20 protein-coding genes are annotated in these 22,611 nt (G+C 71.3%); 3 read left to right on the forward strand and 17 right to left on the reverse strand.

The window, feature by feature from the left end; translation table 11 throughout:
* Positions 1-130 precede the first annotated feature (130 nt).
* From aroB to KKZ08_RS06605, 9 genes are all read right to left on the reverse strand, one after another.
* Positions 131-1,228, reverse strand: a complete 1,098-nt coding sequence (aroB, locus tag KKZ08_RS06565) for a 3-dehydroquinate synthase (protein WP_223773536.1) — start codon at positions 1,226-1,228, stop codon at positions 131-133.
* Complete coding sequence (locus tag KKZ08_RS06570) at positions 1,225-1,740, reverse strand: shikimate kinase (RefSeq protein WP_223773537.1); 516 nt, start codon at positions 1,738-1,740, stop codon at positions 1,225-1,227. Before KKZ08_RS06570 ends, aroB begins: the two co-directional genes overlap by 4 nt.
* The gene (gene aroC / locus KKZ08_RS06575) at positions 1,737-2,921 is read right to left on the reverse strand and encodes a chorismate synthase (protein ID WP_223773538.1); all 1,185 of its coding nucleotides are present in this window, start codon (positions 2,919-2,921) and stop codon (positions 1,737-1,739) included. The genes KKZ08_RS06570 and aroC overlap by 4 nt, the downstream gene beginning before the upstream one ends.
* 180 nt (positions 2,922-3,101) lie before the next feature.
* On the reverse strand, positions 3,102-3,932 hold the full coding sequence (locus KKZ08_RS06580; protein ID WP_223773539.1) for a shikimate dehydrogenase: 831 nt from the start codon (positions 3,930-3,932) through the stop codon (positions 3,102-3,104).
* Positions 3,929-5,791, reverse strand: a complete 1,863-nt coding sequence (mltG, locus tag KKZ08_RS06585; RefSeq protein ID WP_223773540.1) for an endolytic transglycosylase MltG — start codon at positions 5,789-5,791, stop codon at positions 3,929-3,931. The genes KKZ08_RS06580 and mltG overlap by 4 nt, the downstream gene beginning before the upstream one ends.
* 124 nt (positions 5,792-5,915) lie before the next feature.
* Positions 5,916-6,410: a Holliday junction resolvase RuvX gene (ruvX, locus tag KKZ08_RS06590; protein WP_223773541.1), complete on the reverse strand. Its 495-nt coding sequence runs from the start codon at positions 6,408-6,410 to the stop codon at positions 5,916-5,918.
* Positions 6,410-9,079, reverse strand: a complete 2,670-nt coding sequence (alaS, locus tag KKZ08_RS06595) for an alanine--tRNA ligase (RefSeq protein ID WP_223773542.1) — start codon at positions 9,077-9,079, stop codon at positions 6,410-6,412. Before alaS ends, ruvX begins: the two co-directional genes overlap by 1 nt.
* Positions 9,079-9,435 (reverse strand): DUF6167 family protein, encoded by a 357-nt coding sequence (locus KKZ08_RS06600; protein ID WP_223773543.1) that lies wholly within the window; start codon positions 9,433-9,435, stop codon positions 9,079-9,081. Before KKZ08_RS06600 ends, alaS begins: the two co-directional genes overlap by 1 nt.
* Positions 9,436-9,442: 7 nt before the next feature.
* Positions 9,443-9,901: a DUF948 domain-containing protein gene (locus KKZ08_RS06605; protein WP_223773544.1), complete on the reverse strand. Its 459-nt coding sequence runs from the start codon at positions 9,899-9,901 to the stop codon at positions 9,443-9,445.
* Between the two features lie 175 nt (positions 9,902-10,076).
* On the opposite strand from KKZ08_RS06605, the gene KKZ08_RS06610 reads away from it, so the two are divergent.
* Positions 10,077-12,209: an AAA family ATPase gene (locus KKZ08_RS06610; RefSeq protein WP_223773545.1), complete on the forward strand. Its 2,133-nt coding sequence runs from the start codon at positions 10,077-10,079 to the stop codon at positions 12,207-12,209.
* Here KKZ08_RS06610 and rpsD read toward each other — a convergent pair.
* The 5 genes from rpsD to KKZ08_RS06635 form a co-directional block, all read right to left on the reverse strand.
* Entirely contained in the window at positions 12,197-12,811 is a 615-nt protein-coding gene (gene rpsD / locus KKZ08_RS06615) for a 30S ribosomal protein S4 (protein WP_055698916.1), read from the reverse strand. The genes KKZ08_RS06610 and rpsD overlap by 13 nt on opposite strands.
* A gap of 355 nt (positions 12,812-13,166) precedes the next feature.
* The gene (locus KKZ08_RS06620) at positions 13,167-14,525 is read right to left on the reverse strand and encodes a replication-associated recombination protein A (RefSeq protein ID WP_223773546.1); all 1,359 of its coding nucleotides are present in this window, start codon (positions 14,523-14,525) and stop codon (positions 13,167-13,169) included.
* A gap of 46 nt (positions 14,526-14,571) precedes the next feature.
* Positions 14,572-15,213, reverse strand: a complete 642-nt coding sequence (locus KKZ08_RS06625) for a vitamin K epoxide reductase family protein (RefSeq protein ID WP_223773547.1) — start codon at positions 15,211-15,213, stop codon at positions 14,572-14,574.
* Positions 15,214-15,326: 113 nt separating this feature from the next.
* Positions 15,327-16,589: a histidine--tRNA ligase gene (gene hisS, locus KKZ08_RS06630; RefSeq protein WP_223773548.1), complete on the reverse strand. Its 1,263-nt coding sequence runs from the start codon at positions 16,587-16,589 to the stop codon at positions 15,327-15,329.
* A 13-nt stretch (positions 16,590-16,602) separates the two neighbouring features.
* On the reverse strand, positions 16,603-17,316 hold the full coding sequence (locus tag KKZ08_RS06635) for an MBL fold metallo-hydrolase (protein WP_223773549.1): 714 nt from the start codon (positions 17,314-17,316) through the stop codon (positions 16,603-16,605).
* A 201-nt stretch (positions 17,317-17,517) separates the two neighbouring features.
* Between KKZ08_RS06635 and KKZ08_RS06640 the strand changes: the two genes are divergently transcribed.
* Both KKZ08_RS06640 and KKZ08_RS06645 read left to right on the forward strand, forming a co-directional pair.
* A complete protein-coding gene (locus tag KKZ08_RS06640; RefSeq protein ID WP_223773550.1) occupies positions 17,518-18,342 on the forward strand; it encodes a peptidylprolyl isomerase in 825 nt (274 codons plus the stop codon).
* 134 nt (positions 18,343-18,476) lie between these two features.
* On the forward strand, positions 18,477-19,709 hold the full coding sequence (locus KKZ08_RS06645) for a DUF349 domain-containing protein (RefSeq protein WP_223773551.1): 1,233 nt from the start codon (positions 18,477-18,479) through the stop codon (positions 19,707-19,709).
* 58 nt (positions 19,710-19,767) lie between these two features.
* On the opposite strand, the gene KKZ08_RS06650 is transcribed toward KKZ08_RS06645, so the two are convergent.
* The 3 genes from KKZ08_RS06650 to KKZ08_RS06660 are packed head-to-tail and all read right to left on the reverse strand — an operon-like array spanning position 19,768 to position 22,584.
* Complete coding sequence (locus KKZ08_RS06650; protein WP_223773552.1) at positions 19,768-20,913, reverse strand: caspase family protein; 1,146 nt, start codon at positions 20,911-20,913, stop codon at positions 19,768-19,770.
* The gene (locus tag KKZ08_RS06655) at positions 20,894-21,283 is read right to left on the reverse strand and encodes a hypothetical protein (RefSeq protein ID WP_223773553.1); all 390 of its coding nucleotides are present in this window, start codon (positions 21,281-21,283) and stop codon (positions 20,894-20,896) included. Before KKZ08_RS06655 ends, KKZ08_RS06650 begins: the two co-directional genes overlap by 20 nt.
* Positions 21,280-22,584: a serine/threonine-protein kinase gene (locus KKZ08_RS06660; protein WP_223773554.1), complete on the reverse strand. Its 1,305-nt coding sequence runs from the start codon at positions 22,582-22,584 to the stop codon at positions 21,280-21,282. Before KKZ08_RS06660 ends, KKZ08_RS06655 begins: the two co-directional genes overlap by 4 nt.
* Between the last annotated feature and the right edge of the window lie 27 nt (positions 22,585-22,611).

Genomic DNA, 22,611 nt, shown 5'->3' on the forward strand with positions numbered 1-22,611 from the left:
GCGACTGACGCTGGTCGGGCGGCGGCCGGGCCGCCCGTTACCGAACGGTACCGTCCCCGGCCGCCGTTGTGTGAACGGCCGGGGAGGCACTGAAGTGCCCGTGGCCGGAACACCGGCCTCGCAAGGGGAGTTACTGACCCACTTCGCCGTACGCGGCGAGCAGCACCGCCGGGTCGGGGCCCTCCAGGACGGTCGGCTTGCCGAGGCCGTCAAGGACGATGAAGCGCAGCAGGTCACCGCGGGACTTCTTGTCGACCTTCATGGTCTCCAGGAGCTTGGGCCACTGGTCGTAGCGGTAGGTCAGCGGCAGCCCGACGGACTCAAGGACGGTGCGATGCCGGTCGGCCGTCACGTCGTCCAGGCGCCCGGCCAGACGGCCGAGTTCGGCGGCGAAGAGCATGCCGACGGAGACGGCGGCGCCGTGCCGCCACTTGTAGCGCTCGTTCTTCTCGATGGCGTGCGCGAGGGTGTGCCCGTAGTTGAGGATCTCGCGCAGGCCCGACTCCTTGAGGTCGCCGGAGACGACCTCGGCCTTGACCTTGATGGAGCGTTCGATCAGCTCGGCGGTGTGCGGCCCCGCGGGCGTGCGGGCGGCCTGCGGGTCCGCCTCGATGAGCTCCAGGATGACCGGGTCGGCGATGAAACCGGCCTTGATGATCTCCGCGAGCCCGGAGACGTAGTCGTTCACCGGGAGCGAGTCGAGCGCCGCGAGGTCGCACAGGACCCCGGCCGGCGGGTGGAAGGACCCCACGAGGTTCTTGCCCTCGGCGGTGTTGATGCCGGTCTTGCCGCCGACCGCCGCGTCCACCATGCCGAGCACCGTGGTCGGGACGGCGATCCAGCGCACGCCGCGCAGCCAGGTCGCGGCGACGAACCCGGCGAGGTCAGTGGTGGCCCCGCCGCCGACGCCGACGATGATGTCGCTGCGCGTGAACCCGGACTGGCCGAGCGCCTTCCAGCAGTACGCGGCGACCTCCGCCGTCTTGGCCTCCTCGGCGTTCGGCACCTGGATGGCGACGACCTCGTACCCCTGGCCTGCGAGGTCCTCGCGGAGCGCGTCACCGGTCTCGGCGAGCGCCTCGGGGTGGATGATCGCGACGCGCTTGACCTGGTCGCCGATGAGGCCGGGCAGCTCGCCGAGGAGCTGCCGACCGACCAGGACCTCGTACGGATCCGTACCGGCGGTGCCGCCGACGTGGATACGGGTGGGGCTCTGCTCCGTCGTCATGCTTCCTTCAACTCCAGTGCGTCGAGGACCGCCTGGGCGACCTCTTCGGGGGTGCGGTCGTCGGTGGCGACGACCGCGCGGGCGACTTCGGCGTACAGCTGGCGGCGGGCGTCCATCAGCTCGCGCCACTGCTTGCGCGGGTTGACGGCGAGCAGGGGGCGCGCCTGGTTGAGTCCGGTGCGCTTGACGGCCTCCTCGACGTCCATCGAGAGGTAGACGACGGGGTGCGGGGCGAGCAGCGCGCGCGTCGACTCGTCGAGGATCGCGCCGCCGCCGAGCGCGAGGACGCCTGTGTGCTCCTGGACGGCGGCGCGTACCGCCTCCCGCTCCAGCTCGCGGAAGTACGGTTCGCCCTCGTCGACGAAGATGTCCGAGATCTCGCGGCCCTGGGCGGCGACGATGTCGGCGTCGGTGTCCCGGAAGGCGGTGCCGAGCCGGTCGGCGAGCAGCTCGCCGACCGTCGTCTTGCCCACGCCCATGGGGCCGACGAGAACGATCTGCGGGCCGCTCACCGGATCTGGAGGTTGTCGAGGTAGGAGCGGACGTTGCGCCGCGTCTCGGGCACGCTGTCGCCGCCGAACTTCTCGGCGACGGCGTCGGCGAGGACGAGGGCGACCATGGCCTCGGCGACGATGCCGGCGGCCGGGACGGCGCACACGTCGGAGCGCTGGTGGTGCGCCTTGGCGGCCTCACCGGTGGCCACGTCGATGGTGGCGAGCGCGCGCGGCACGGTCGCGATGGGCTTCATCGCGGCGCGTACGCGCAGCAGTTCACCGGTGGTCAGGCCGCCCTCGGTGCCGCCGGAGCGGCCGGAGGTGCGCCTGATGCCGTCCTCGGTGGTGACGATCTCGTCGTGCGCCTTGGAGCCCGGCACGCGCGCGAGGTCGAAGCCGTCGCCGACCTCGACGCCCTTGATGGCCTGGATGCCCATGAGCGCGGCGGCGAGACGGGCGTCGAGCCGCCGGTCCCAGTGCACGTGCGAGCCGAGCCCGACGGGCACGCCGTAGGCGAGGACCTCGACCACGCCGCCCAGCGTGTCGCCGTCCTTGTGGGCCTGGTCGATCTCGGCGACCATCGCCTCCGACGCGTCGGCGTCCAGGCAGCGCACGGGGTCGGCGTCGAGCTTCTCGACATCGGCGGGGGTCGGGTAGACGCCGTAGGGGGCCTTGGCGGCCGCCAGCTCCGTCACATGGCTGACGATCTCGATCCCGGCCGTCTCCTTGAGGTACGAGCGGGCGACCGCGCCGAGCGCGACGCGGGCCGCGGTCTCACGGGCGGAGGCGCGCTCCAGGATCGGCCGGGCCTCGTCGAAGCCGTACTTCTGCATGCCCGCGAGGTCGGCGTGGCCGGGGCGGGGGCGGGTCAGCGGGGCGTTGCGGGCCAGCTCGGCGAGTTCGGCGGGGTCGACCGGGTCGGCCGACATGACCTGCTCCCACTTGGGCCACTCGGTGTTGCCGACCATGATCGCCACCGGCGAGCCCATGGTCAGGCCGTGCCGTACGCCACCGAGGAAGGTGACCTCGTCGCGCTCGAACTTCATGCGCGCGCCGCGTCCATAGCCGAGCCGCCGCCGGGCCAGGTGGTCCGCCACCATCTCCGTGGTGATCGGCACGCCGGCGGGAAGTCCCTCCAGCGTGGCGACAAGTGCGGGTCCGTGGGACTCCCCAGCGGTCAGCCAGCGCAACCTGCTCAACGGTGCTCCTCATGCTCGCGCCTGGAACTGCGGTCTTCGACGGCGCGGCCGGGTGCGCGGCCCTGGCCCGCCGCCCCCGATCCTCCCACGTCCCCGGGGCGCCCCCGGCCTCCGGTCCACCAGGCGGACGCCGCGCCCATCCTCCGGACACGGCGTCGACGCGTCCCGGGGTCCCCGGGGCTATCGCTCGGCGAGCGCGTGCTCCCCCGCCTTGCGCATCGCGTCCAGCGGCGCGGGGCCGCGGCCGGTCATCTGCTCGACCTGGAGCACGGCCTGGTGCACGAGCAGGTCGAGCCCGCTGACGACCGCCCCGCCGTACGCCGACCAGCGGGCCGCCAGCTCGGTGGGCCACGGGTCGTACAGCACGTCGAAGAGGGTCGCCGGACGCTCGGGCACCAGGCCCGACAGCGCGTCCGTGGCGCCCGCCGGGGTCGTGGCGATCACCAGCGGCGCGCTCAGCGCCTCGCGGGCGTCCTCCCAGTCCTCGGTCCTGACCTCCACGTCGAGCCGCTCGCCCCACTGCCGCATCTCGGCCGCGCGGGCGTCACTGCGTACGTACGCGACGACCTCGCCGGTGCAGATCCGCGCGAGGGCGGCGAGCGCGGACGACGCGGTGGCGCCGGCGCCGAGGATCGCGGCGGAGTCGACCTGCTCGATGCCGCGTTCGCGCAGCGCGGCGACCATGCCGGGGATATCGGTGTTGTCACCGACCTTCCGGCCGTCCTCGCCGAACACGACGGTGTTCACGGCCTCCACGGAGGCGGCGGTCCCGCTGACCTCGTCGAGCAACGGAATGATCGCCCGCTTCAACGGCATCGTCAGGGAAAGCCCCGCCCATTCCGGGCCGAGTTCCCCGACGAATCCGGGCAGGGCCGCCTCGTCGATCTCGAAACGATCATACGTCCAGTCGGTCAGCCCGAGTGCCTCATAAGCGGCGCGGTGCAGCACCGGAGAGAGGGAGTGGGCGATCGGGGAGCCGAGGACGGCGGCTCGACGCTGTGGCGCGCTCATTGCCCCTTCAGGTATTTCTCGCGGTTTCGGTTCTGCTCTTCGTTGGTCTCGGCGAAAAGCGTCTTGTCCTCGCTGATCGAGACGAAGTAGTACCAGTTCCCCTCGGCCGGGTGCAGCGCCGAATTCAGCGCGACCTCGCCGGGGTTGCTGATCGGCCCGGGCGGCAGGCCCTTGACCTTGTAGGTGTTGTACGGGTCCTTGATCTTGCGCAGCTCGTCGACCGAACCGATGGCGAGCTTGGACTCGCCCCTGAGGTAGTTCACCGTGGAGTCGAAGTCCAACAGGCCGTACGTCTCGGTGTTGTTGGGCTTCAGGCGGTTGTAGACGACCGTCGCGACCTTGTCGAAGTCGTGCTTGTGCTTGCCCTCCGCCTGGACCAGGCTCGCCACCGTGAGGACTTCCAGCGGGTCCTTCAGATCCAGCTCGGCGGCCTTCGACGCGAGGCCGAGTTCCTCGTACTTCTCATTGGCCTGGGCGACCATCTTGCGCAGGACGTCATCGGGCTTCTGCCCCGGGGCGACCGGATAGCTGGCGGGGAAGAGGAATCCTTCCAGCGGGTCCTTGATGTCCCCGTTGGTATTGGCCCACTTCGGAAGACCGAGGGTCTTCCATTCCTTCTTGGCGACCTTTTCCGTCGTACCAGAGGACACTTTGAGACGGGCGTCGATCATTTTGTAGACCCATGCGTTCCGCTTGCCCTCGGGAATGATGAGGTTGGCGCGGCTCTTGGGGTCGAGCATCAATTCGACGGCGCTCGCCGCCGACATGTGCTTCTTGAGGACGTAGACGCCCGCCTGAATGGACTGGCCCTGCGGATGCTTGCCCTGGGCGGAGACGAAGGCGTCGACGCTCTTCACGACACCGGCGTCCTTCAGTTTCTGACCGATGGCATAACCGAGGGAGTGCTTGGGGACGTCGACGGTGACCGTGCCCGAGCCCTCGCCCGCGTAGTCCGGCGCCGTGCCGAAACGGTCCTGGTAGAACTGGTAGCCGAAGTAGCCGACCCCGCCGAGGCCGCCCGCGAAGACGAGCGTCACGACCAGGCAGGCACAGCCGCTGCGCCGCTTCTGCGATTTCTTGCCGCCCCGGCCCCCGCGCCGGTCCCCGCGGCCACCTCGGCGGCCGGGCTCATCGTCGTCGTCCTCGTCGCCGCCCGCGAAGAAGGCGTGCTCGCCTCGGTCCGGCCCCGGGTCCCAGTCCGTCTCGGCGTCGGGCGCCGCCTCGGGCTCCGGGTCGGGCCGGCGGCGGGTGGGCGGCTCCGGCGGCGCGTAGGCGTCGGGCGTTGCGTAGTAGTCGGGGCCCTCTTGGCCGTAACCGGCCTGCTGGCCGGCGTAGGGGTCCATCGGATCGGTGTAGGGGGCCTGGCCCTGCTGCCCGGTGTCCCACCCGCCGCTGGGCGCGTCCTGCCCGCCGTTGTGGTGCGGGTCCGCTCCCCCGCCGTAGCCACCGTCATAACCCTGGTGACCCTGGCCCTGGTCGGAGCCGCCGCCGTTGTACTGATCCGACCCGCCGTTGTGCCCCTGGTCGGGCCCGCCGTTGTGGCCGTGGTGGTCGGAGTCACCGTTGTAGCCCTGGTCGGAGCCGTTGTACGCCTGAGCGGGGCCGCCCTCGTACTGCTGCTGCCCCCCCTCGTGGCCCTGCGCGCCGTACGCGGCGGCCTGCTGCTGCCCGGTGCTCCAGTCGCCGCCGTACTGCGACTGCTGTGGCTGCTGATGCTGATGCGGCTGGTGGTACTGCCCCTGGCCGCCGTAGGGGGACTGGCCGCCCGCGGGCTGCTGTCCTCCCCATCCGCTGTCCCCGTACAACGGGTCCTCCGGATGCCACGGTTCGGAGCCTGGGCCCCGGCCATACTCAGTCATCGATCCCCTACATGCCGCGAGGCGGGGCCGCCGTTGGGATGGCCGGGCAACCGTTCCGCCTCTTGATGCTGTGCGGCAGCTGTTCGAACGCCGCCGCATCGCGCGGAACGTTACCGTATCGCGATCAGATGACCACTTCGACGCCCTCGCCGGGTGCCTTCCCTGACGCCCGTTCGGACTCCAGGGCCTGCTGAAGGATGATCACGGCCGCTGCCTGATCGATGACGGACCGGCCCTTTTTGGACTTCACGCCCGAGGCGCGCAGGCCCTGACTGGCCGTCACTGTGGTCATCCTCTCGTCCACGAGCCTCACCGGGATGGGGGCGACCACGCGGGCGAGCTGCTGCGTGAACACGCGGATCTTCGCGGCCGCCGGGCCCTCGCGCCCGTTGAGGGAGCGAGGGAGGCCGACGACGATCTCGATCGGCTCGTACTCGTCGACGAGCTGCTTCAAACGGCGCTGGGCCGCCGGGACATCACGCCCCGGCACCGTCTCCACCGGCGTGGCGAGGATCCCGTCGGGGTCGCACGAGGCGACCCCGATCCGGGCGTCACCGACGTCGATGGCCAGCCGCCGGCCCCTGCGCATGCCCGGGGCCGGCTGGGCGGGCCCGGTCATCAGGCCGTCTCGGTGACGAGGCGCTCGACGGCGGCGATGGCGTCGCCGATCGCGGCCGGGTTCTGGCCGCCGCCCTGGGCGACGTCCGGCTTGCCGCCGCCACCGCCGCCGAGGGTCTTGGCGGCCGTACGGACCAGGTCGCCGGCCTTGAGGCCGCGCTCACGGGCGGCTTCGTTGGTGGCGGTGACCGTGAGCGGCTTGCCGTTGGCCGTCGTGAAGAGCGCGACCACGGCGGGGCGGTCGCCGGGGATGCGGCCGCGCACGTCGAGGACGAGCCTGCGCAGGTCGTCGGCGCCCGTGCCGTCCGGCACCTGGCCGGTGACGAGGGCGACGCCGCGTACGTCCTTGGCGGAGTCGACGAGACCGGCGGCGGCCGCGAGGACCTTCTCCGCGCGGAACTTCTCGATCTCCTTCTCGGCGTCCTTCAGCTTGGCGAGCATGCCGGAGATCTTCTCGGGCAGCTCCTCGGAGCGGCCCTTGACCAGCTCCTGGAGCTGGGCGACGACGGTGTGCTCCTTGGCGAGGAAGTTGTACGCGTCGACGCCGACCAGGGCCTCGATGCGGCGCACGCCGGAGCCGATGGAGGACTCGCCGAGCAGCTTGACCAGGCCGAGCTGGGCGGTGTTGCGCACATGCGTACCGCCGCACAGTTCCTTGGAGAAGTCGCCGATGGTGACGACGCGCACGCGCTCGCCGTACTTCTCGCCGAACTCGGCGATCGCGCCCTGCTTCTTCGCCTCGTCGATGGACATGACCTCGGCCTGGACGTCCAGCTCGTGGGCGAGGACCTCGTTGATCTTCTGCTCGACGTCCGTCATCACGGCCGTGGGCACGGCGGACGGCGAACCGAAGTCGAAGCGGAAGCGGCCGGGCTGGTTCTCCGAACCGGCCTGGGCGGCCGTGGGGCCGAGCGCGTCGCGCAGCGCCTGGTGCGTGAGGTGCGTGGCGGAGTGGGCGCGGGCGATGGCGCGGCGGCGGTGCGAGTCGATCGAGGCCCACACCGGGGCGCCGACGGTGATCTCGCCGACCTGGACGACACCCTTGTGGACGTGCACGCCGGGGACCGGCTTCTGCACGTCACGGACCTCGACGATGGCCCCGCTGTCCAGGCGGATGCGGCCGGTGTCGCCGATCTGGCCGCCGCCCTCGGCGTAGAACGGGGTGCGGTCGAGGACGATCTCGACGTCGTCGCCCTCGGTGGCGGCGGGCGAGGAGACGCCGTTGACCAGCAGGCCGACGATCACGGCCTCGTTCTCGGTGAGGGAGTAGCCCGTGAAGTCGGTGGCGCCCGCGGCGTCGGCGATCTCACGGTAGGCGAGCAGGTCGGCGTGGCCCGTCTTCTTGGCCTGGGCGTCGGCCTTGGCGCGCTCGCGCTGCTCCTTCATCAGCCGGCGGAAGCCGTCCTCGTCCACGGAAAGGCCCTGCTCGGCGGCCATCTCCAGGGTGAGGTCGATGGGGAAGCCCCACGTGTCGTGCAGCAGGAACGCCTTGTCACCGGAGAGGACCTTGCCGCCCGCGGCCTTGGTCTCGGTGACGGCGGTGTCGAGGATGTTCGTGCCGCCCTTGAGGGCCTTGAGGAAGGCGGCCTCTTCGGCGAGGGCGACGGTCTCGACGCGCTTGCGGTCGGTGATCAGCTCGGGGTACTGGAGGCCCATCGTGTCGATCACGACGTCGATGAGTTCCTGGATGACCGGGCCGGTGGCGCCGAGCAGGCGCATGTTGCGGATGGCGCGGCGCATGATGCGGCGCAGGACGTAGCCGCGGCCTTCGTTGCCGGGCGTGACGCCGTCGCCGATGAGCATGGCGGACGTACGGATGTGGTCGGCGACCACGCGCAGGGAGACGTCCGAGCCGTGGTCGGCGCCGTAGCGCACGCCGGTCAGCTCGGTGGCCTTGTCCATGACGACGCGCAGGGTGTCGGTCTCGTACATGTTCCGCACGTCCTGCAGGATCATGGCGAGACGTTCGAGGCCGAGACCGGTGTCGATGTTCTTGGTGGGCAGCTCGCCCAGGATCTCGAAGTCCTCCTTCGAGGTGCCCTGGCCGCGCTCGTACTGCATGAAGACGAGGTTCCAGATCTCCACGTACCGCTCGTCGTTGACGGCCGGGCCGCCCTCGACGCCGAACTCGGGGCCGCGGTCGTAGTTGATCTCGGAGCAGGGGCCGCAGGGGCCGGGGACGCCCATGGACCAGAAGTTGTCCTTCTTGCCCAGGCGCTGGATCCGCTCGGCGGGGACGCCGATCTTCTCGCGCCAGATCCGCTCGGCCTCGTCGTCGTCGAGGTAGACCGTGATCCACAGGCGCTCGGGGTCGAGGCCGAAGCCGCCGTCGGCCACGGAGCCGGTGAGCAGCTCCCAGGCCAGCTCGATGGCGCCTTCCTTGAAGTAGTCGCCGAACGAGAAGTTGCCGCACATCTGGAAGAACGTGCCGTGCCGCGTGGTCTTGCCGACCTCTTCGATGTCGGGCGTACGCACGCACTTCTGCACGCTGGTCACGCGCGGCGCGGGCGGCTTGACCTCACCGAGGAAGTAGGGCTTGAAGGGCACCATGCCCGCGGGGACCAGGAGCAGAGTCGGGTCGTCGGCGATGAGCGACGCCGAAGGGACGACGGTGTGCCCGCGCTCCTCGAAGAAGCTCAGCCAGCGGCGGCGGATTTCAGCCGACTCCATCAGTGGTCCTCATTCCGGTTGTACGAGTGCCTCGTGTCGCCGAGGTACTTCGTCTTCTTGTTGTCGCTGTCGTGTGTGGTGTTCTCGATGACCGCGAAGCGGCGCCCGGCGGGGAGTGCGGCGTCGGGGTGATCGTTCAGGCCGAGGGCCTCGCCCAGTTCGGCCTCGCGCTCGACCATGCCGTCGCGGACGTCGAGTGCGAAGTCCTTCAGCTTGTGGCCCGCCTCGATCGCCTTGTTCGCCGCCTGCGCGGCAAGGCTCTCTGGCGTCAGCTTCTTGAGCTTGCGGTTGACCTTGGTGGTGGCCCATACGCCGGCGGCTGCGCCCGCGGTGAACCAGAACGTACGGCGGAACATCGCTGCGTCAGTCCCTCTTATTCCGGTTGTCCCGCTTCCGCTGCCGTGCGGAGGGGACGGTGCGGCCCACGATCACCGTACGCCGGGACGGTTTGGCGGGCATGTCCTTCGCCTCGGGGCCGGTCTTGCGGCTGATGGCCCGCCGCACGCCGTAGCCGAACGCGGCCACCTTGACGAGCGGGCCGCCGAAGGTGGAGGCGACCGTGCTGGAGAGCGCCGACGCGTTCGACGTGACCTCTTGGACGTCGGAGGCGATGGCGTCGACGCGGTCGATCTGCGTCTGCGCGGAGCGCACCGCCGAGGAGGCGTCTGCCAGGAGGGGGACCGCCTGCTCGGTCACGTCCGCGACGAGCTTGGTGGTCGCCCTGAGCGTCTGGGCCAGCCTCGCCAGTGCCACCGCGAGGAAGGAGACCAGGATCGCCCAGAAGACGGCCACCAGGATCCCGGCAACCTCTCCACCGGACACTTGGCACCGCTCCCTGGGACATCGTCCCTGAACATCGAAACGTGAACATCGAAAAGTCGTCCCCCGAGCCTATCGCGCCGGGGCGCTCGGTCCGTACCGCATTCCCGCTCGCCGTCACAGGAGTTGCCCCACGTGATTGTACGGACCGCATGCGCATGAGTACGCTCCGTACCCCATGCGACCCTCTCAACCCGGCAGCCTCCCCCTGGAACTGAACGCCTTCGTCGGGCGCACCGGCGAACTCGCCGAGCTGGCCGCGGCCTTGGAGACCGGCCGGCTCGTCACGATCACCGGGGTCGGCGGAGTGGGGAAGTCGCGGCTGGCCGTGCGGGCCGCGGGCCGGCGCAGGCCGCGCGACGGCGTCTGGCTGGTGGACCTGGCGCCGCTGCGGGACGCGGACCTGGTGGAGTACGCCGTCGCCGAGGCCCTGGGGCTGACCGACCACACGAGCAGGCCGCCGCGCCAGGTGCTGCGCGAGCACCTCGCGGAGCGGGAACTCCTCCTGGTCGTCGACGGGTTCGAGCACCTCGTGGACGCGTGCGCCTCGCTGGTGCGCGAGCTGCTGGTGCACTCCCCCGGGCTCCGGGTGCTCGCGGCGGGGCGCAGGCCGCTGGAGACCGAGGGCGAGCGGCTCCTGCCGCTGGCGCCGCTGCCCCCGGAGGAAGCTGCCGAACTCTTCGCGGACCGGGCGGCGGCGTGCGTGCCCCGCTTCACCCTGGACGACGGCAGCCGCGAGGACGTCCTCGAACTGTGCCGGCGCCTGGACGGCATCCCGCTCGCCGTCGAGCTTGCGGCGGGCCGGCTGCGGGTCCTCTCCCCCGCGCAGCTGGTCTCCCGGCTCGACGACCGCTTCCGGCTGCTGACGGGCGTACGCCGCGACGTGCCGCCCCGCCACCAGACCCTGCGTACGGCCATCGGCTGGAGCCATGAGCTGTGCGCGCCCCGGGAGCGGCTGCTGTGGTCGCGGCTGTCGGTGTTCGCCGGGCAGTTCGATCTGGAGGCGGTCGAGTACATCTGTGCCGGGGAGGGGCTGCACGCCGACGAGATCATCGACGTGCTGGACGAACTGCTCGCGCAGTGCGTCGTGAACCGCGAGGAGGGGCCCGCGGGCGTGCGCTACCGCATGCTCGACACGGTGAGGGCGTACGGCGCCCAGTGGCTGGAGGCCGCGGGCGAGGCCACGCGGCTGCGGCGCAGGCACCGCGACTGGTACATGGGGCTCGCCACGTGGTGCGAGGTGGACTGGTTCTCGCCGCGCCAGGCGGAGGTCGCGGCTCTGGTCGACACCGAACTGCCCAATGTGCGCGCGGCGTTGGAGTTCTGCCTCACCGAGGGGGGCGAGGCCCATCTCGGGCAGTACCTCGCGGGCACCCTGTGGTTCTACTGGGTGGGGTGCGGGCGGCTCGCGGAGGGCAGGCACTGGCTCGACAGGGCGCTGGAGCTCGAGGGCGGCCACGAGCACGCGCGGCTCAAGGCACTGTGGGTGCTCGGCTACGTGTCGGTGCTCCAGGGCGACACGGTCTCCGCCCTGGCCGCGCTGCACGAGTGCAGCGAGGGCGCCGAGCGCTCGGGCAGTGCGGTCGCGGCGGCCTACGCCGAGCACCGCATCGGCTGTCTGGCGCTGGTCACGGACGACCTTCCGCGTGCGGAGAGGCTGCTGCGCTCGGCGCTGGAGCGCTACCAGGAGATCGGTGAGCTCAACAGCAATGTCCTGATGGGCCGGGTCGAACTGGCGATGGCCCTCGCCTTCCGCGGCGACCTCGCAGGGGCGGTGGAGCTGTGCGAGGACGTCCGCCGGGTCTGCGAGGACCACGGTGAGCGCTGGGCGCTCGCGTACGCGCTGTACGTCCTCGGCTTCGCGGCGTGGACCCACGGCGAGACGCAGGAGGCGCGGGCACTGCTCGCCGAGTCGCTCGATCTCGACCACCGCTTCCACGATCTGCTGGGCACGGTCCTGTCCCTGGAGCTGCTCGCGCTGTTCACGGCCGCGGAGGGCGATCCGGCGGAGGCGGCGGTGCTCCAGGGGGCCGCGTCCCGCATCTGGCCCTCGGTGGGGCTGCCGCTGTTCGGCTCGGGGTACTTCGGCGGGCCGCACGCGCTGTGCGAGCAGCGGGCCCGCGCGGCGCTCGGCGACGAGCGGTACGAGGAGTGCCTGCGGGCGGGGGCGGCGCTCGGGCTGGACGCGGCGGTCGCGCGGGCGCTGCGGAGGGGCCCCGGGAACGAGCGAACCCGCCGCCTGCCCCGCCGGGAAGGGCGGGGAGGCGACGGGCTGAAGCAGGGTGAGCTACGTCCGGGTCAGCGGGCGTAGTACTCGACGACGAGCTGCTCGTCGCAGATCACGGGGATCTCCTTGCGGTTCGGGTCGCGGTCCAGGCGGAAGGCCAGGGCCTTCAGGTTCACCTGGAGGTAGCGCGGGGTCTCGCCGTCGGGGGCGAAGCCACCCTCGCGCGCGACCTGGAACAGCGGCTTCTCGCGGCTGCGCTCGCGGACCATGACGACGTCGTCCGGCTTGACGCGGAAGGACGGCTTGTCGACCTTCTGGCCGTTGACCTCGATGTGGCCGTGCACGACCATCTGGCGGGCCTGGTAGATCGTGCGGGCGATGCCCGAACGCAGAACCAGGGCGTCGAGACGACGCTCCAGCTCGATGACCAGGGCCTCACCGGTCTTGCCCTGCGTCTTGGCGGCACGCTCGTAGGCGCGGACGAGCTGGCGCTCGGACACGTCGTACTGCGCGCGCAGACGCTGCTTCTCGAGCAGACGGACCTTGTAGTCCGAGTTCTGCTTGCGCCCACGGCCGTGCTCGCCCGGCGGGTAGGGGCGGGCCTCGAAGTACTTGACGGCCTTCGGGGTCAGCGCGATGCCAAGAGCACGCGACTTCTTGACCTTGGGGCGGGACTGGTTCGGCATGAACCAACCTCTCTGTTCAATGTGAATTCGGCTTCACCAGTGGTTAGGGGAGGTCGCATCCGCAGCCTGGGAAACCTCGTGAGCCATGGGCTCTCAAGGCAGCCGCTCCCTGGTCTGGGCACTATGTGCAGCACGCGAGTGGCCCACCGACCGATTCCCGGGGCTCCGGGGTGGTGGTGGGCTGCCCGCGACACCTTCGACGGTGCGCGACGCTCCTGGATCCCCGTGCCTTGCGGCGGTGGGGTTCCGGCTGGATGTCCCGTTCTGGTGGTGCCGGTACGAGACCGGACACGGGACGCAGCACTTCGGGCAAGTGTACCGGGTGCGGCGGGGTGCCTCAGCCGGGGCGGTGCCGCTACTCGGGCTGCTCGCCCTTGAGGCGGGCGCGGACCCGCTCGACCACGTCGGCGTACCGCGCCTCGGCGCCGTATCTCGTGGGCTGGTAGTAGCGCTTGCCCTCGATGGTGTCCGGGGCGTACTGCTGGGCGGCGATGCCGCCGGGGACGTCGTGCGGGTACACGTACCCCTGCGCGTGCCCCAGCTTGGCGGCGCCCTTGTAGTGGCCGTCGCGCAGGTGGGGCGGGACGGGGCCGGCGAGGCCGCCGCGGACGTCGGCCTGGGCCTGCTGGATGGCGATCGTCGCGGCGTTCGACTTGGGGGCCAGGGCGAGGGCGATCGTGGCGTGGCTGAGGGTGAGCGCGGCCTCCGGGAAGCCGATCATGGCGACGGCCTGGGCGGCGGCGACCGCGGTGGGCAGGGCGTTCGGATCGGCGAGGCCGATGTCCTCGCTGGCGGAGATCATCAGGCGCCGGGCGATGAAGCGGGGGTCCTCGCCAGCCTCGATCATGCGGGCCAGATAGTGCAGGGCCGCGTCGACGTCGGAGCCGCGGATGGACTTGATGAGGGCGCTCGCCACGTCGTAGTGCTGGTCGCCGTCGCGGTCGTACTTCACCGCGGCCCGGTCGACCGACTCCTCCAGGGTCTGGAGGGTGATGGTCCCCTCGCCCTTGGCGAGGGCCGAGCCCGCACCCGCCTCCAGGGCGGTGAGGGCGCGCCGGGCGTCGCCGCCGGCGATCCGCAGCAGGTGCTCCTCGGCCTCCTCGGGCAGCTCGACCGCGCCGCCGAGACCCCGCTCGTCGGTGACGGCCCGGTGCAGCAGGTCGCGCAGGTCGTCGTCCGTGAGCGGTTCGAGGGTGAGCAGCAAGGAGCGGGACAGGAGCGGGGAGATGATCGAGAAGTACGGGTTCTCGGTGGTCGCCGCGATCAGCGTCACCCAGCGGTTCTCGACGGCGGGCAGGAGGGAGTCCTGCTGGGCCTTGCTGAAGCGGTGGATCTCGTCGAGGAAGAGGACGGTCTCCTTGCCGTGGCCGCCCATGGCCCGGCGGGCGCCGTCGATGACCGCGCGCACTTCCTTGACGCCCGCGGTGATCGCCGAGAGCTCCACGAAGCGCTTGTTCGTGGCCTTGGATACGACGTACGCCAGCGTCGTCTTGCCGATGCCGGGCGGGCCCCAGAGGAGTACGGAGGAGGGCCCCGCGGGCCCGCCACCGGCCTCGCCCACCAGGCGGCGCAGGGGCGAGCCCGGCTTCAGCAGATGCTGCTGGCCGACGACTTCGTCGAGGGTACGGGGGCGCATCCGGACGGCCAGGGGGCTGCTGGACGGATCCTTCTCCTGGCGGTCTTCGGCTGCGGCGGTGAACAGGTCGGGCTCCACGTCCAGAACCCTATGTCACCCCACTGACAATCCTTCCGGGCGCGGTTCAGGCCCAGAGGTCGGCGCCCCAGCGCGTGAGGATCAGCATCGCGATGACGCCGGTGTGCATCACGGGCAGGGCCCAGGTGAAGTCCTCCAGGAAGCTCCTGGCCCAGCGCGGGGCGGGCAGGAAGCCGTGGCGGATGTTGAAGGACGTGACGTACCAGAACATCAGGAGGGTGGCGACCCAGGCCAGGCAGCACCAGAGGCAGAGCGCGTTGATGTGGTAGAGCGACTGGATCATCAGCCAGGTGCAGAACCCGACCCCGAAGAGGGTGCCCGCGTTGAACGTCAGCCAGTACCAGCGCGGGAAGCGCGCCCCGGCGAGCAGGCTCATGCCGACGGCGATGACGATGCCGTAGGTGACCAGGCCGAGCATCGGGTTGGGGAAGCCAAAGGCCTGCGCCTGCTCGCTCTTCATGATGCTGCCGCAGGACACGATGGGGTTGATGCTGCACCCGGGCTGGAAATCGGGGTTCTTCAGGAGTTCCAGCTTGTCGAGGGTGATGATCCAGGAGGCGAGCAGACCGGCCGCGCCCGTGATCACCAGGAGCAGGGCGAACGCACGGCTTCCGCCGAAGGCACCTGGGGTGTCCGCCCGCTCCCCGTGGTCCGAGTCGTGAGCCTGCGCCGAGATCGTTTTGGTCATCACGCCGTTCCGTCGCTTGAGGGGGCCTGTGGGCACGCACATTGTGCCGCATGTACCTGTGTGTCCACCGGCCGTTGGACACACAGGTACGAGGAGCTGCGAGGAGCCCGGTTTCAGGCGAGCCTGCCCTTCAGGACGGCGACGATCTCGTCCACCGCGACCGCCTCCTGCTCCCCGGACTCCATGTCCTTGAGCTGGACGACGCCCTCGGCGAGGTCACGCTCACCGGCGACGACGGTGAAGCGCGCGCCGCTGCGGTTCGCGTTCTTCATGGCTCCCTTCAGCCCCTTCCCGCCGTACGAGAAGTCCGCCGCGACCCCGGCCTTGCGCAGCTCCGTCACCTTGGCGAAGAGCACGCGGCGCGCCTCGTCGCCGAGCGGGACGGCGAAGACGCTGGTGGCCGAGGGCAGTTCGAGCTCGACGCCCTCCGCCTCCAGGGCGAGCACCGTGCGGTCCACGCCGAGCGCCCAGCCGACCGAGGGCAGCGAGGGGCCGCCGATCATCTCGGAGAGGCCGTCGTAGCGCCCGCCGCCGCCGACGGCGGACTGCGAGCCGAGGCCGTCGTGGACGAACTCGAAGGTGGTGCGGGTGTAGTAGTCCAGACCGCGGACCAGCTTCTCGTCGTCCTCGAAGGCGACACCGGCCGCCGTGATCAGCTCGCGGACCTGCTCGTGGTACGCCTTGCACGCGTCGCACAGGTAGTCGCGCAGCGAGGGGGCGCCCACCAGCTGCTTCTGGACCTCGGCGCGCTTGTCGTCGAGGACACGGAGCGGGTTGATGTCGATACGTCGACGTGTCTCCTCGTCCAGGTCCAGGCCGCGCAGGAAGTCCTGGAGCGCGGCGCGGTAGACGGGACGGCACTCCTTGTCGCCCAGCGAGTTGAGCAGGATGCGGAAGTTCCGCAGGCCCAGGGCGCGGTAGGCCTGGTCGGCCAGGATGATCAACTCGGCGTCGAGCGCCGGGTCCTCGGTGCCGATCGCCTCGGCGCCGACCTGGGAGAAGTGCCTGTAGCGGCCCTTCTGGGGGCGCTCGTAGCGGTAGTAGGAGCCCGAGTACCAGAGCTTGACCGGGAGGTTGCCCGCCTTGTGGAGGTTGCCCTCGAGCGCCGCGCGCAGCACGGACGCGGTGCCCTCGGGGCGCAGCGCGAGCTCGTCGCCGCCCTTGGTGGTGAAGGCGTACATCTCCTTGGTGACGATGTCGGTGGACTCACCGACACCGCGCGCGAACAGCTCGACGTTTTCAAAACCGGGCGTCTCGATGTAGCCGTAGCCGGAGTTGCGCAGCGGGCCGGCGATCGCGTCGCGGACCGCCAGGAACTTCGCGGAGTCCGGCGGAAGCAGGTCGTACGTGCCCTTGGGGGCCTTGAAGGTGCTCACGGGATTCTTCTCGTCACATTCCTCGTCGCGGGGCGGACGTGGGGTCCGCGCCCAGGCCGGATGCCACCTGCCGCAAGTACGGGTTGGTGGCGCGCTCCTGGCCGATGGATGTCTGGGGGCCGTGGCCGGACAGCACCACGGTGGAGTCGTCGAGCGGCAGGCACACGCGGGCCAGCGACTCGAGGATCTCGGCGTGGCTGCCGCCGGGCAGGTCGGTGCGTCCGATGGAGCCGGCGAAGAGCAGATCGCCCGAGAAGAAGACCGAGGGGATCTCGGCCGTCTCGGGCATCTGGAAGGTCACCGACCCCTTCGTATGGCCCGGCGCGTGCGCGACGGAGAAGTCGAGGCCCGCCAGCTTCAGCTCGGCGCCGTCGGACAGCTCCCGCATGTCGTCCGGCTCCCCGACGGTCAGCTCGCCCATGAGCGGCATCCCGATGGAGCGGCCGAGCGCCTTCTCGGGGTCGCTCATCATGTACCGGTCGCGGGGGTGAATCCACGCGGGCACGTCGTGCGCCCCGCAGACCGGGACGACCGAGGCGACGTGGTCGATGTGGCCGTGGGTGAGGATGACCGCGACGGGCTTGAGCCGATGCTTCTTGAGGGTGTCCTCGACTCCCTGGCTGGCCTGATGGCCGGGGTCGATGATCACGCACTCCTCGCCTGCGGCGGGGGCGACCAGGTAGCAGTTGGTGCCCCAGGCCCCGGCGGGGAACCCGGCAATGAGCACGATCGTCCTTCGTTCGTCGTCCGGCGGGAGGGGCCGCAGCCCCCGGAACGGGAGAATGCGGCAGATCAGAGCCTACCGGCGCTGCCGATTCCACAGGTAACCCATATACGGTACGGGGCACGTTCAGGCGGTCCCGCGAAAGGGCGGCCGCGCTCTGTGGGAACCGGGAAACCGGAGAACCGGAAAAGGGGAGAGAACCCGGTGGTCAGCAACGATCAGCGGCGGCGGCAGCTCGCCCGGGAGAAGTTCGAGCGGCAGCAGCAGCGGCGGGAGGCCGCGCGGCGCAGGGTGCGCCTGCGCAACGGCGTGATCGCGGGGACGCTCGCGGTGGTGGTGGCGGGCGGCGCGGTGTCGTACGCGGCGGGTGCCTTCGACGGCGACGGTTCGACGCGGGACGACGCGGGCGCGGCGCCCACCAGCACGCCCAAGGACCCCTGCGCGAAGGCGGCTCCCGGCAAGGTGAAGCCGCTGAGCTTCAAGAAGGAGCCGGCGCTCAAGGTCGACAGGTCCGCCGAGTACACGATGGACCTGAAGACGACGTGCGGCGACATCGGCCTCGACCTGGACGCGGCGAAGGCCCCGCACACGGTCAACTCGTTCGACTTCCTGGTGAACAAGGGCTACCTCGACCACACCAAGTGCCACCGCCTCACCACGGGCGGCATCTACGTCCTCCAGTGCGGCGACCCGGAGGGCACCGGCAAGGGCGGCCCGGGCTACTCGATCCCGGACGAGAACCTCAAGGACAAGCGCCTGAAGGGCGGCGTCTATCCGGCCGGCACGGTCGCCATGGCGAACCAGTACGACGCCCGGACGAAGAAGGGCCGCGACACCGGTGGCAGCCAGTTCTTCCTGGTCTACCAGGACAGTCAGCTCCCGCCCGACTACACACCGTTCGGGACCATTTCCGATTCCGGGATGAAGGTGCTCAAGAAGATCGCCGCGGCCGGGGAGAGCTCCGGGCAGGGTGACGGCGCCCCCAACGCGACCGTCGTCATCGACAAGGCGACCGTCACCAAATCCTGAGCTCCGCCAGGCAAACTTCGGTCGTGCGGGATGCGGACAGCCGCCCCGCCGGTCGCCTATGTTGGCGGTGACGAAACTGTGGACGATGCCGGGGGCCCGACGGCCCTGCGCAGGCATCATGTGGAGGAGGCGCTGTGAGCAGCGACCCGTGGGGCCGCGTCGACGAGACGGGGACCGTGTACGTGCGTACGGCCGACGGCGGCGAGCGAGTGGTCGGTTCGTGGCAGGCAGGATCTCCTGATGAGGCCCTCGCCTACTTCGAGCGCAAGTACGACGGTCTGGTCGTCGAGATCGGACTTCTCGAGCGCCGGGTGAAGACGACCGACCTGTCGGCCAAGGACGCGATGACCGCCATCGGGCATCTGCGCCAGCAGGTCGACGAGGCGCACGCGGTCGGCGATCTGGACGCCCTGAGCAAGCGGCTCGACCAGCTCGTGGAGACCGTCGAGGCCCGGCGCGAGGAGCGCAAGGCCCAGAAGGCCAAGCAGTCCGACGAGGCGCGGCACGCCAAGGAGGCCCTGGTCGTCGAGGCCGAGGAGCTGGCCCAGAGCGAGCAGTGGCGGGCGGCCGGTGAGCGGCTGCGGGCGCTGGTGGACACCTGGAAGGGTCTGCCGCGTCTCGACCGCAAGTCGGACGACGAGCTGTGGCACCGCTTCTCGCACGCCCGCTCGGCGTTCTCCAAGCGCCGCAAGGCGCACTTCGCGTCGCTGGACGCGCAGCGCGAGGAGGCCCGCAAGACCAAGGAGAAGCTGGTCGGCGAGGCCGAGGCGCTGTCGGGCTCGACGGACTGGGGTCCGACGGCCGCGCGGTACCGCGAGCTGATGGCCGACTGGAAGGCTGCCGGCCGCGCCCAGCGTGAGCACGAGGACGACCTGTGGAACCGCTTCCGCGGCGCCCAGGACGTGTTCTTCGCGGCGCGCAGCGCGGTCTTCGCGGAGCGCGACGCCGAGCAGTCGGAGAACCTGAAGCTCAAGGAGGAGCTGGCCGAGGAGGCCGAGAAGCTCGTCCCGGTGAAGGACCTGAAGGCGGCGCGGGCCGCGTTCCGCTCGATCAACGAACGCTGGGAGGCCATCGGCCACGTCCCGCGCGACGCCCGGCCCAAGGTCGAGGGTCGTATGCAGGCCGTGGAGCGGGCGCTCCAGGAGTCCGAGGAAGCCGAGTGGCGCCGCACGAACCCGGAGGCACGCGCGCGTGCCGAGGGTCTCACCGGCCAGCTCCAGGCGGCCGTGGACAAGCTGCGCGGCCAGATCGAGACGGCCCGCGCGGCGGGCAACAACGCCAAGGCCGACAAGCTCCAGAAGGAGCTGGACGGCCGCCAGGCGCTGCTCGACCAGGCGCTGAAGGGGCTGCACGAGTTCGGCGGCTGACCCCGCGGACGTGCGAAGGGCCCGGCCGGTGACCACCGGCCGGGCCCTTCGGCTCTGGCTATGGAGGGGTGCGGGCTCCCCCGTAGTCGTTGATGTCCAGCGCGTGTTTGAGGACCTCGCAGGCCTGGATGTGGTTGCCGGACTCCTGGAGCAGATCGGCGAGCCTGCGGCAGACGAGGACGGCCTCGGGCCCGTACACCTTGTGCACCTGCTGGAAGGCGAGTTCCAGGACTTCGATGGCCTCGCGGATCTGCCCGGTCTCGGCCAGTAGCTCCGACAACTCCAGCTGTACGGCGAGCAGTTCGCCCCGGCCGTCGCTGACCTGCTCCTGGAGCGCGAGGCGCAGCACGGGCAGCGCGTCCCGGGTGTTCCCCTCGGCGCGCAGCAGCCGGGCGACGTTCAGTCCGGTGGCGACCATGGCCGCGCGGATGTCGGTGGCGAGGACGGGGCCCGCGGGGGCGCTGCGGGCGGCGCGGGCCTTGTTGCGGGCGAAGGGCAGGCGGCCGACGCCGTTCTCCTGGGAGCGCTGGGGCAGCGGGCGGTTCTTGGCGCGCAGCCGCTCCTCGAGGACGCGGTAGAGCGTTTCGAGGTCGATCAGCTCGGGGCCGTCGGGGACGCCGCCGCGCAGGACGGTCAGGAGTTCGCCGGTGAACGCCGTGTAGCGCTCCCCGTCGGGCGCGAGGGCCACGCGGTCGCGGGGCGAGGCGGTGAGGACGTACGCCCCGTCGACGGCGGCCTGCGCGGCGAGCACGTCACCGCCGGAGAGCGTGCGGGCGGCGCGTCCGCTGAAGCAGCAGTCGAGTACGACGATCTTGCGCCGGGCGCGGGAGCCGCGCAGCGCGGTGCGCAGGTGCTGGTAGGCGACCGCGGTGTACCCCATGGTGTCGCGCGAGTCACCGAGGGCGAGGTAGAGGTCCGTGGACTCCGAGTCGCGCATGCCGTGTCCGGCGTAGTACACGACGAGGGTGTCCGTGGCCTCGTCGGCGGCCTGGTGCACAGGGTCGAGCATGGCGGGGACGCTCTGCGGGTCGGTGACCACGGTGCAGTGCTGGACGGGGAGCCCCCAGACGGTCGCGTCGCACAGCTCGGCCGCCAGGTCCACCACGTTGGCCTCGACGGCCGGCAGCTGGGGCAGGTGGCGGTAGGACGCGGTGCCGACCAGGACGGCGCGGGAGCGGGCCGGGTCAGGGAGCGCCGTCGCCATCGGCAGCGCCTCCCTCGCCGGGCTCGAGGACCGCCATGACGCGCCGCAGGGTCTCCTCGTCGCGCGCCGCTTCCTGGGTGAGTTCCACGCGTACGTCGCCGCGGCTCAGCACGAGGGCCGGGGCCCGGCGGCGCGAGAGCTGCCACTGGAGCAGGGAGACGACCAGGGCTGCGGTGGACAGGGAGGTGCCGAGGGCGAGTTCGAGGACGTCGAAGCCGGCGCCCATGTGGTCCGCCGGGGCGGGCGCGGCCGAGGCGACCCTGCTCCGGAGGTGCCCGTCGAGGGTCTCGTCCTCGCGCAGCCAGTCGGCCAGGGACCGCAGTTCGTCCTCGGCGTCGGCTTCCCGGACCTCCACCACCAGATCGGTCACCGCTCACTCCCTCTTCGCTGGTCCACGTGACGGTTCACCCGGGCGAGCAGTTCCACGGCCTTGTCTCCCGCGCCCAGCCGGGCCAGGCAGACGGCCTGCCAGTACTGGCTGATGAGCGTCGTCGGGTGGGTGGGCCCGAGCGACGAGAGGCAGACGGGGACCACCGCGGCCAGCATCTGCGCGGCCTCCTGCAGCTCGCCGCGGAGCACGAGGTTGACCGCCTCACGCTGGCGGGACAGGGCGCTCTGCGGGGTCATGCTGCTGAGCACGATGCGGCGGGTGGCCTCGCTGAGCGTCGGCGGGTGCAGGGGGTCGGCGGGTGCGGCCCTCGGGTGCGGGACGGCCTCTTCCCAGTCGTACTCCGGCTCCTCGGCGACGGCCGCCTGCTCGCCGAGGGAGCGCACCGCCTCGTCCCTCACCTGACCTGCCAGGAGCGCGGCCAGGGCCTCCCGGCCGCCGTCCGCGTACCGTTCGAGCAGTTCCTCGGTGGCGCCGGTGTGCTGCGGCCGGTCGGCGGGGTCCTGGGCGCAGAGCCGGTCGACCAGGTCGAGGAGGTGGGCAGGTGCCCCTTGGACCCGGCTGCTTCGTTCACAGAGCTTGGGGACGCCGTCGCCGAGCGCGCGGTCCACGATGGCGCCGTAGTCGACCGTGGCGTCACCGAGCGGCAGTTCCCCGGTGAGCATGAGGTACATGCAGGCGCCGAGGCCGTACAGGTCGGCGGCCGGTGACGGGGTCACGCCCCGGATGGCTTCGGGGGCCATGAACTGCGGGGTGCCGATGAGCTCCCCCGTCCTGGTGATGGCCCGCTCCCCCGCGAGCCGGGCGAGCCCGAAGTCGTGCAGGACGACATGGCCGCCGCGGTTGATGCCGATGTTGGAGGGCTTGACGTCCCGGTGGAGTACGCCGGATCCGTGCGCCGCGGCGAGGCCGCGCACCACGTCCAGGGCGATCAGGGCGACGACGGGCACCGGCAGCGGCCCGGTCCGCTTGACCAGTTCCGCGAGGCTCAGTCCGTCGAGCACCTGCATGACGAGGTAGGGCGTCCCGTCGGCCACCCCGGCGTCGTACAGCGTCACCACGCCCGGGTGGTCGATGCGCGCGAGGGCCCGCGCCTCGCGCAGGAACCGGTCGCGGGCCTCACCGTCCTCGGCGAGGCCTTCGACGGCCGTCAGCATCTTCACCGCCACGCGCCGCCCGAGGCGGGTGTCCTCGGCCTCGTGCACCACACCCATGCCGCCGCGGCCCAGCGGCCCGAGCAGCCGGTACCGCCCGGCGACGGTCGCGCCCACGCCGTGGTCCATCGCCTTCCCCCGTTCCGCGCGCCGCGC

Origin of the sequence: Streptomyces sp. 135 (assembly GCF_020026305.1) — a bacterium.
Taxonomy (GTDB): domain Bacteria; phylum Actinomycetota; class Actinomycetes; order Streptomycetales; family Streptomycetaceae; genus Streptomyces.

Excerpts from the sequence above, each read along its gene's own strand:
- KKZ08_RS06660 (WP_223773554.1), bottom strand. The coding sequence starts at position 22,584 with ATGGACCACGGCGTGGGCGCGACCGTCGCCGGGCGGTACCGGCTGCTC.
- KKZ08_RS06625 (WP_223773547.1), bottom strand. The coding sequence starts at position 15,213 with ATGACCAAAACGATCTCGGCGCAGGCTCACGACTCGGACCACGGGGAG.
- ruvX (WP_223773541.1), bottom strand. The coding sequence starts at position 6,410 with ATGACCGGGCCCGCCCAGCCGGCCCCGGGCATGCGCAGGGGCCGGCGG.
- mltG (WP_223773540.1), bottom strand. The coding sequence starts at position 5,791 with ATGACTGAGTATGGCCGGGGCCCAGGCTCCGAACCGTGGCATCCGGAG.
- rpsD (WP_055698916.1), bottom strand. The coding sequence starts at position 12,811 with ATGCCGAACCAGTCCCGCCCCAAGGTCAAGAAGTCGCGTGCTCTTGGC.
- alaS (WP_223773542.1), bottom strand. The coding sequence starts at position 9,079 with ATGGAGTCGGCTGAAATCCGCCGCCGCTGGCTGAGCTTCTTCGAGGAG.
- KKZ08_RS06610 (WP_223773545.1), top strand. The coding sequence starts at position 10,077 with ATGCGACCCTCTCAACCCGGCAGCCTCCCCCTGGAACTGAACGCCTTC.
- KKZ08_RS06580 (WP_223773539.1), bottom strand. The coding sequence starts at position 3,932 with ATGAGCGCGCCACAGCGTCGAGCCGCCGTCCTCGGCTCCCCGATCGCC.
- KKZ08_RS06600 (WP_223773543.1), bottom strand. The coding sequence starts at position 9,435 with ATGTTCCGCCGTACGTTCTGGTTCACCGCGGGCGCAGCCGCCGGCGTA.
- aroB (WP_223773536.1), bottom strand. The coding sequence starts at position 1,228 with ATGACGACGGAGCAGAGCCCCACCCGTATCCACGTCGGCGGCACCGCC.
- KKZ08_RS06650 (WP_223773552.1), bottom strand. The coding sequence starts at position 20,913 with ATGGCGACGGCGCTCCCTGACCCGGCCCGCTCCCGCGCCGTCCTGGTC.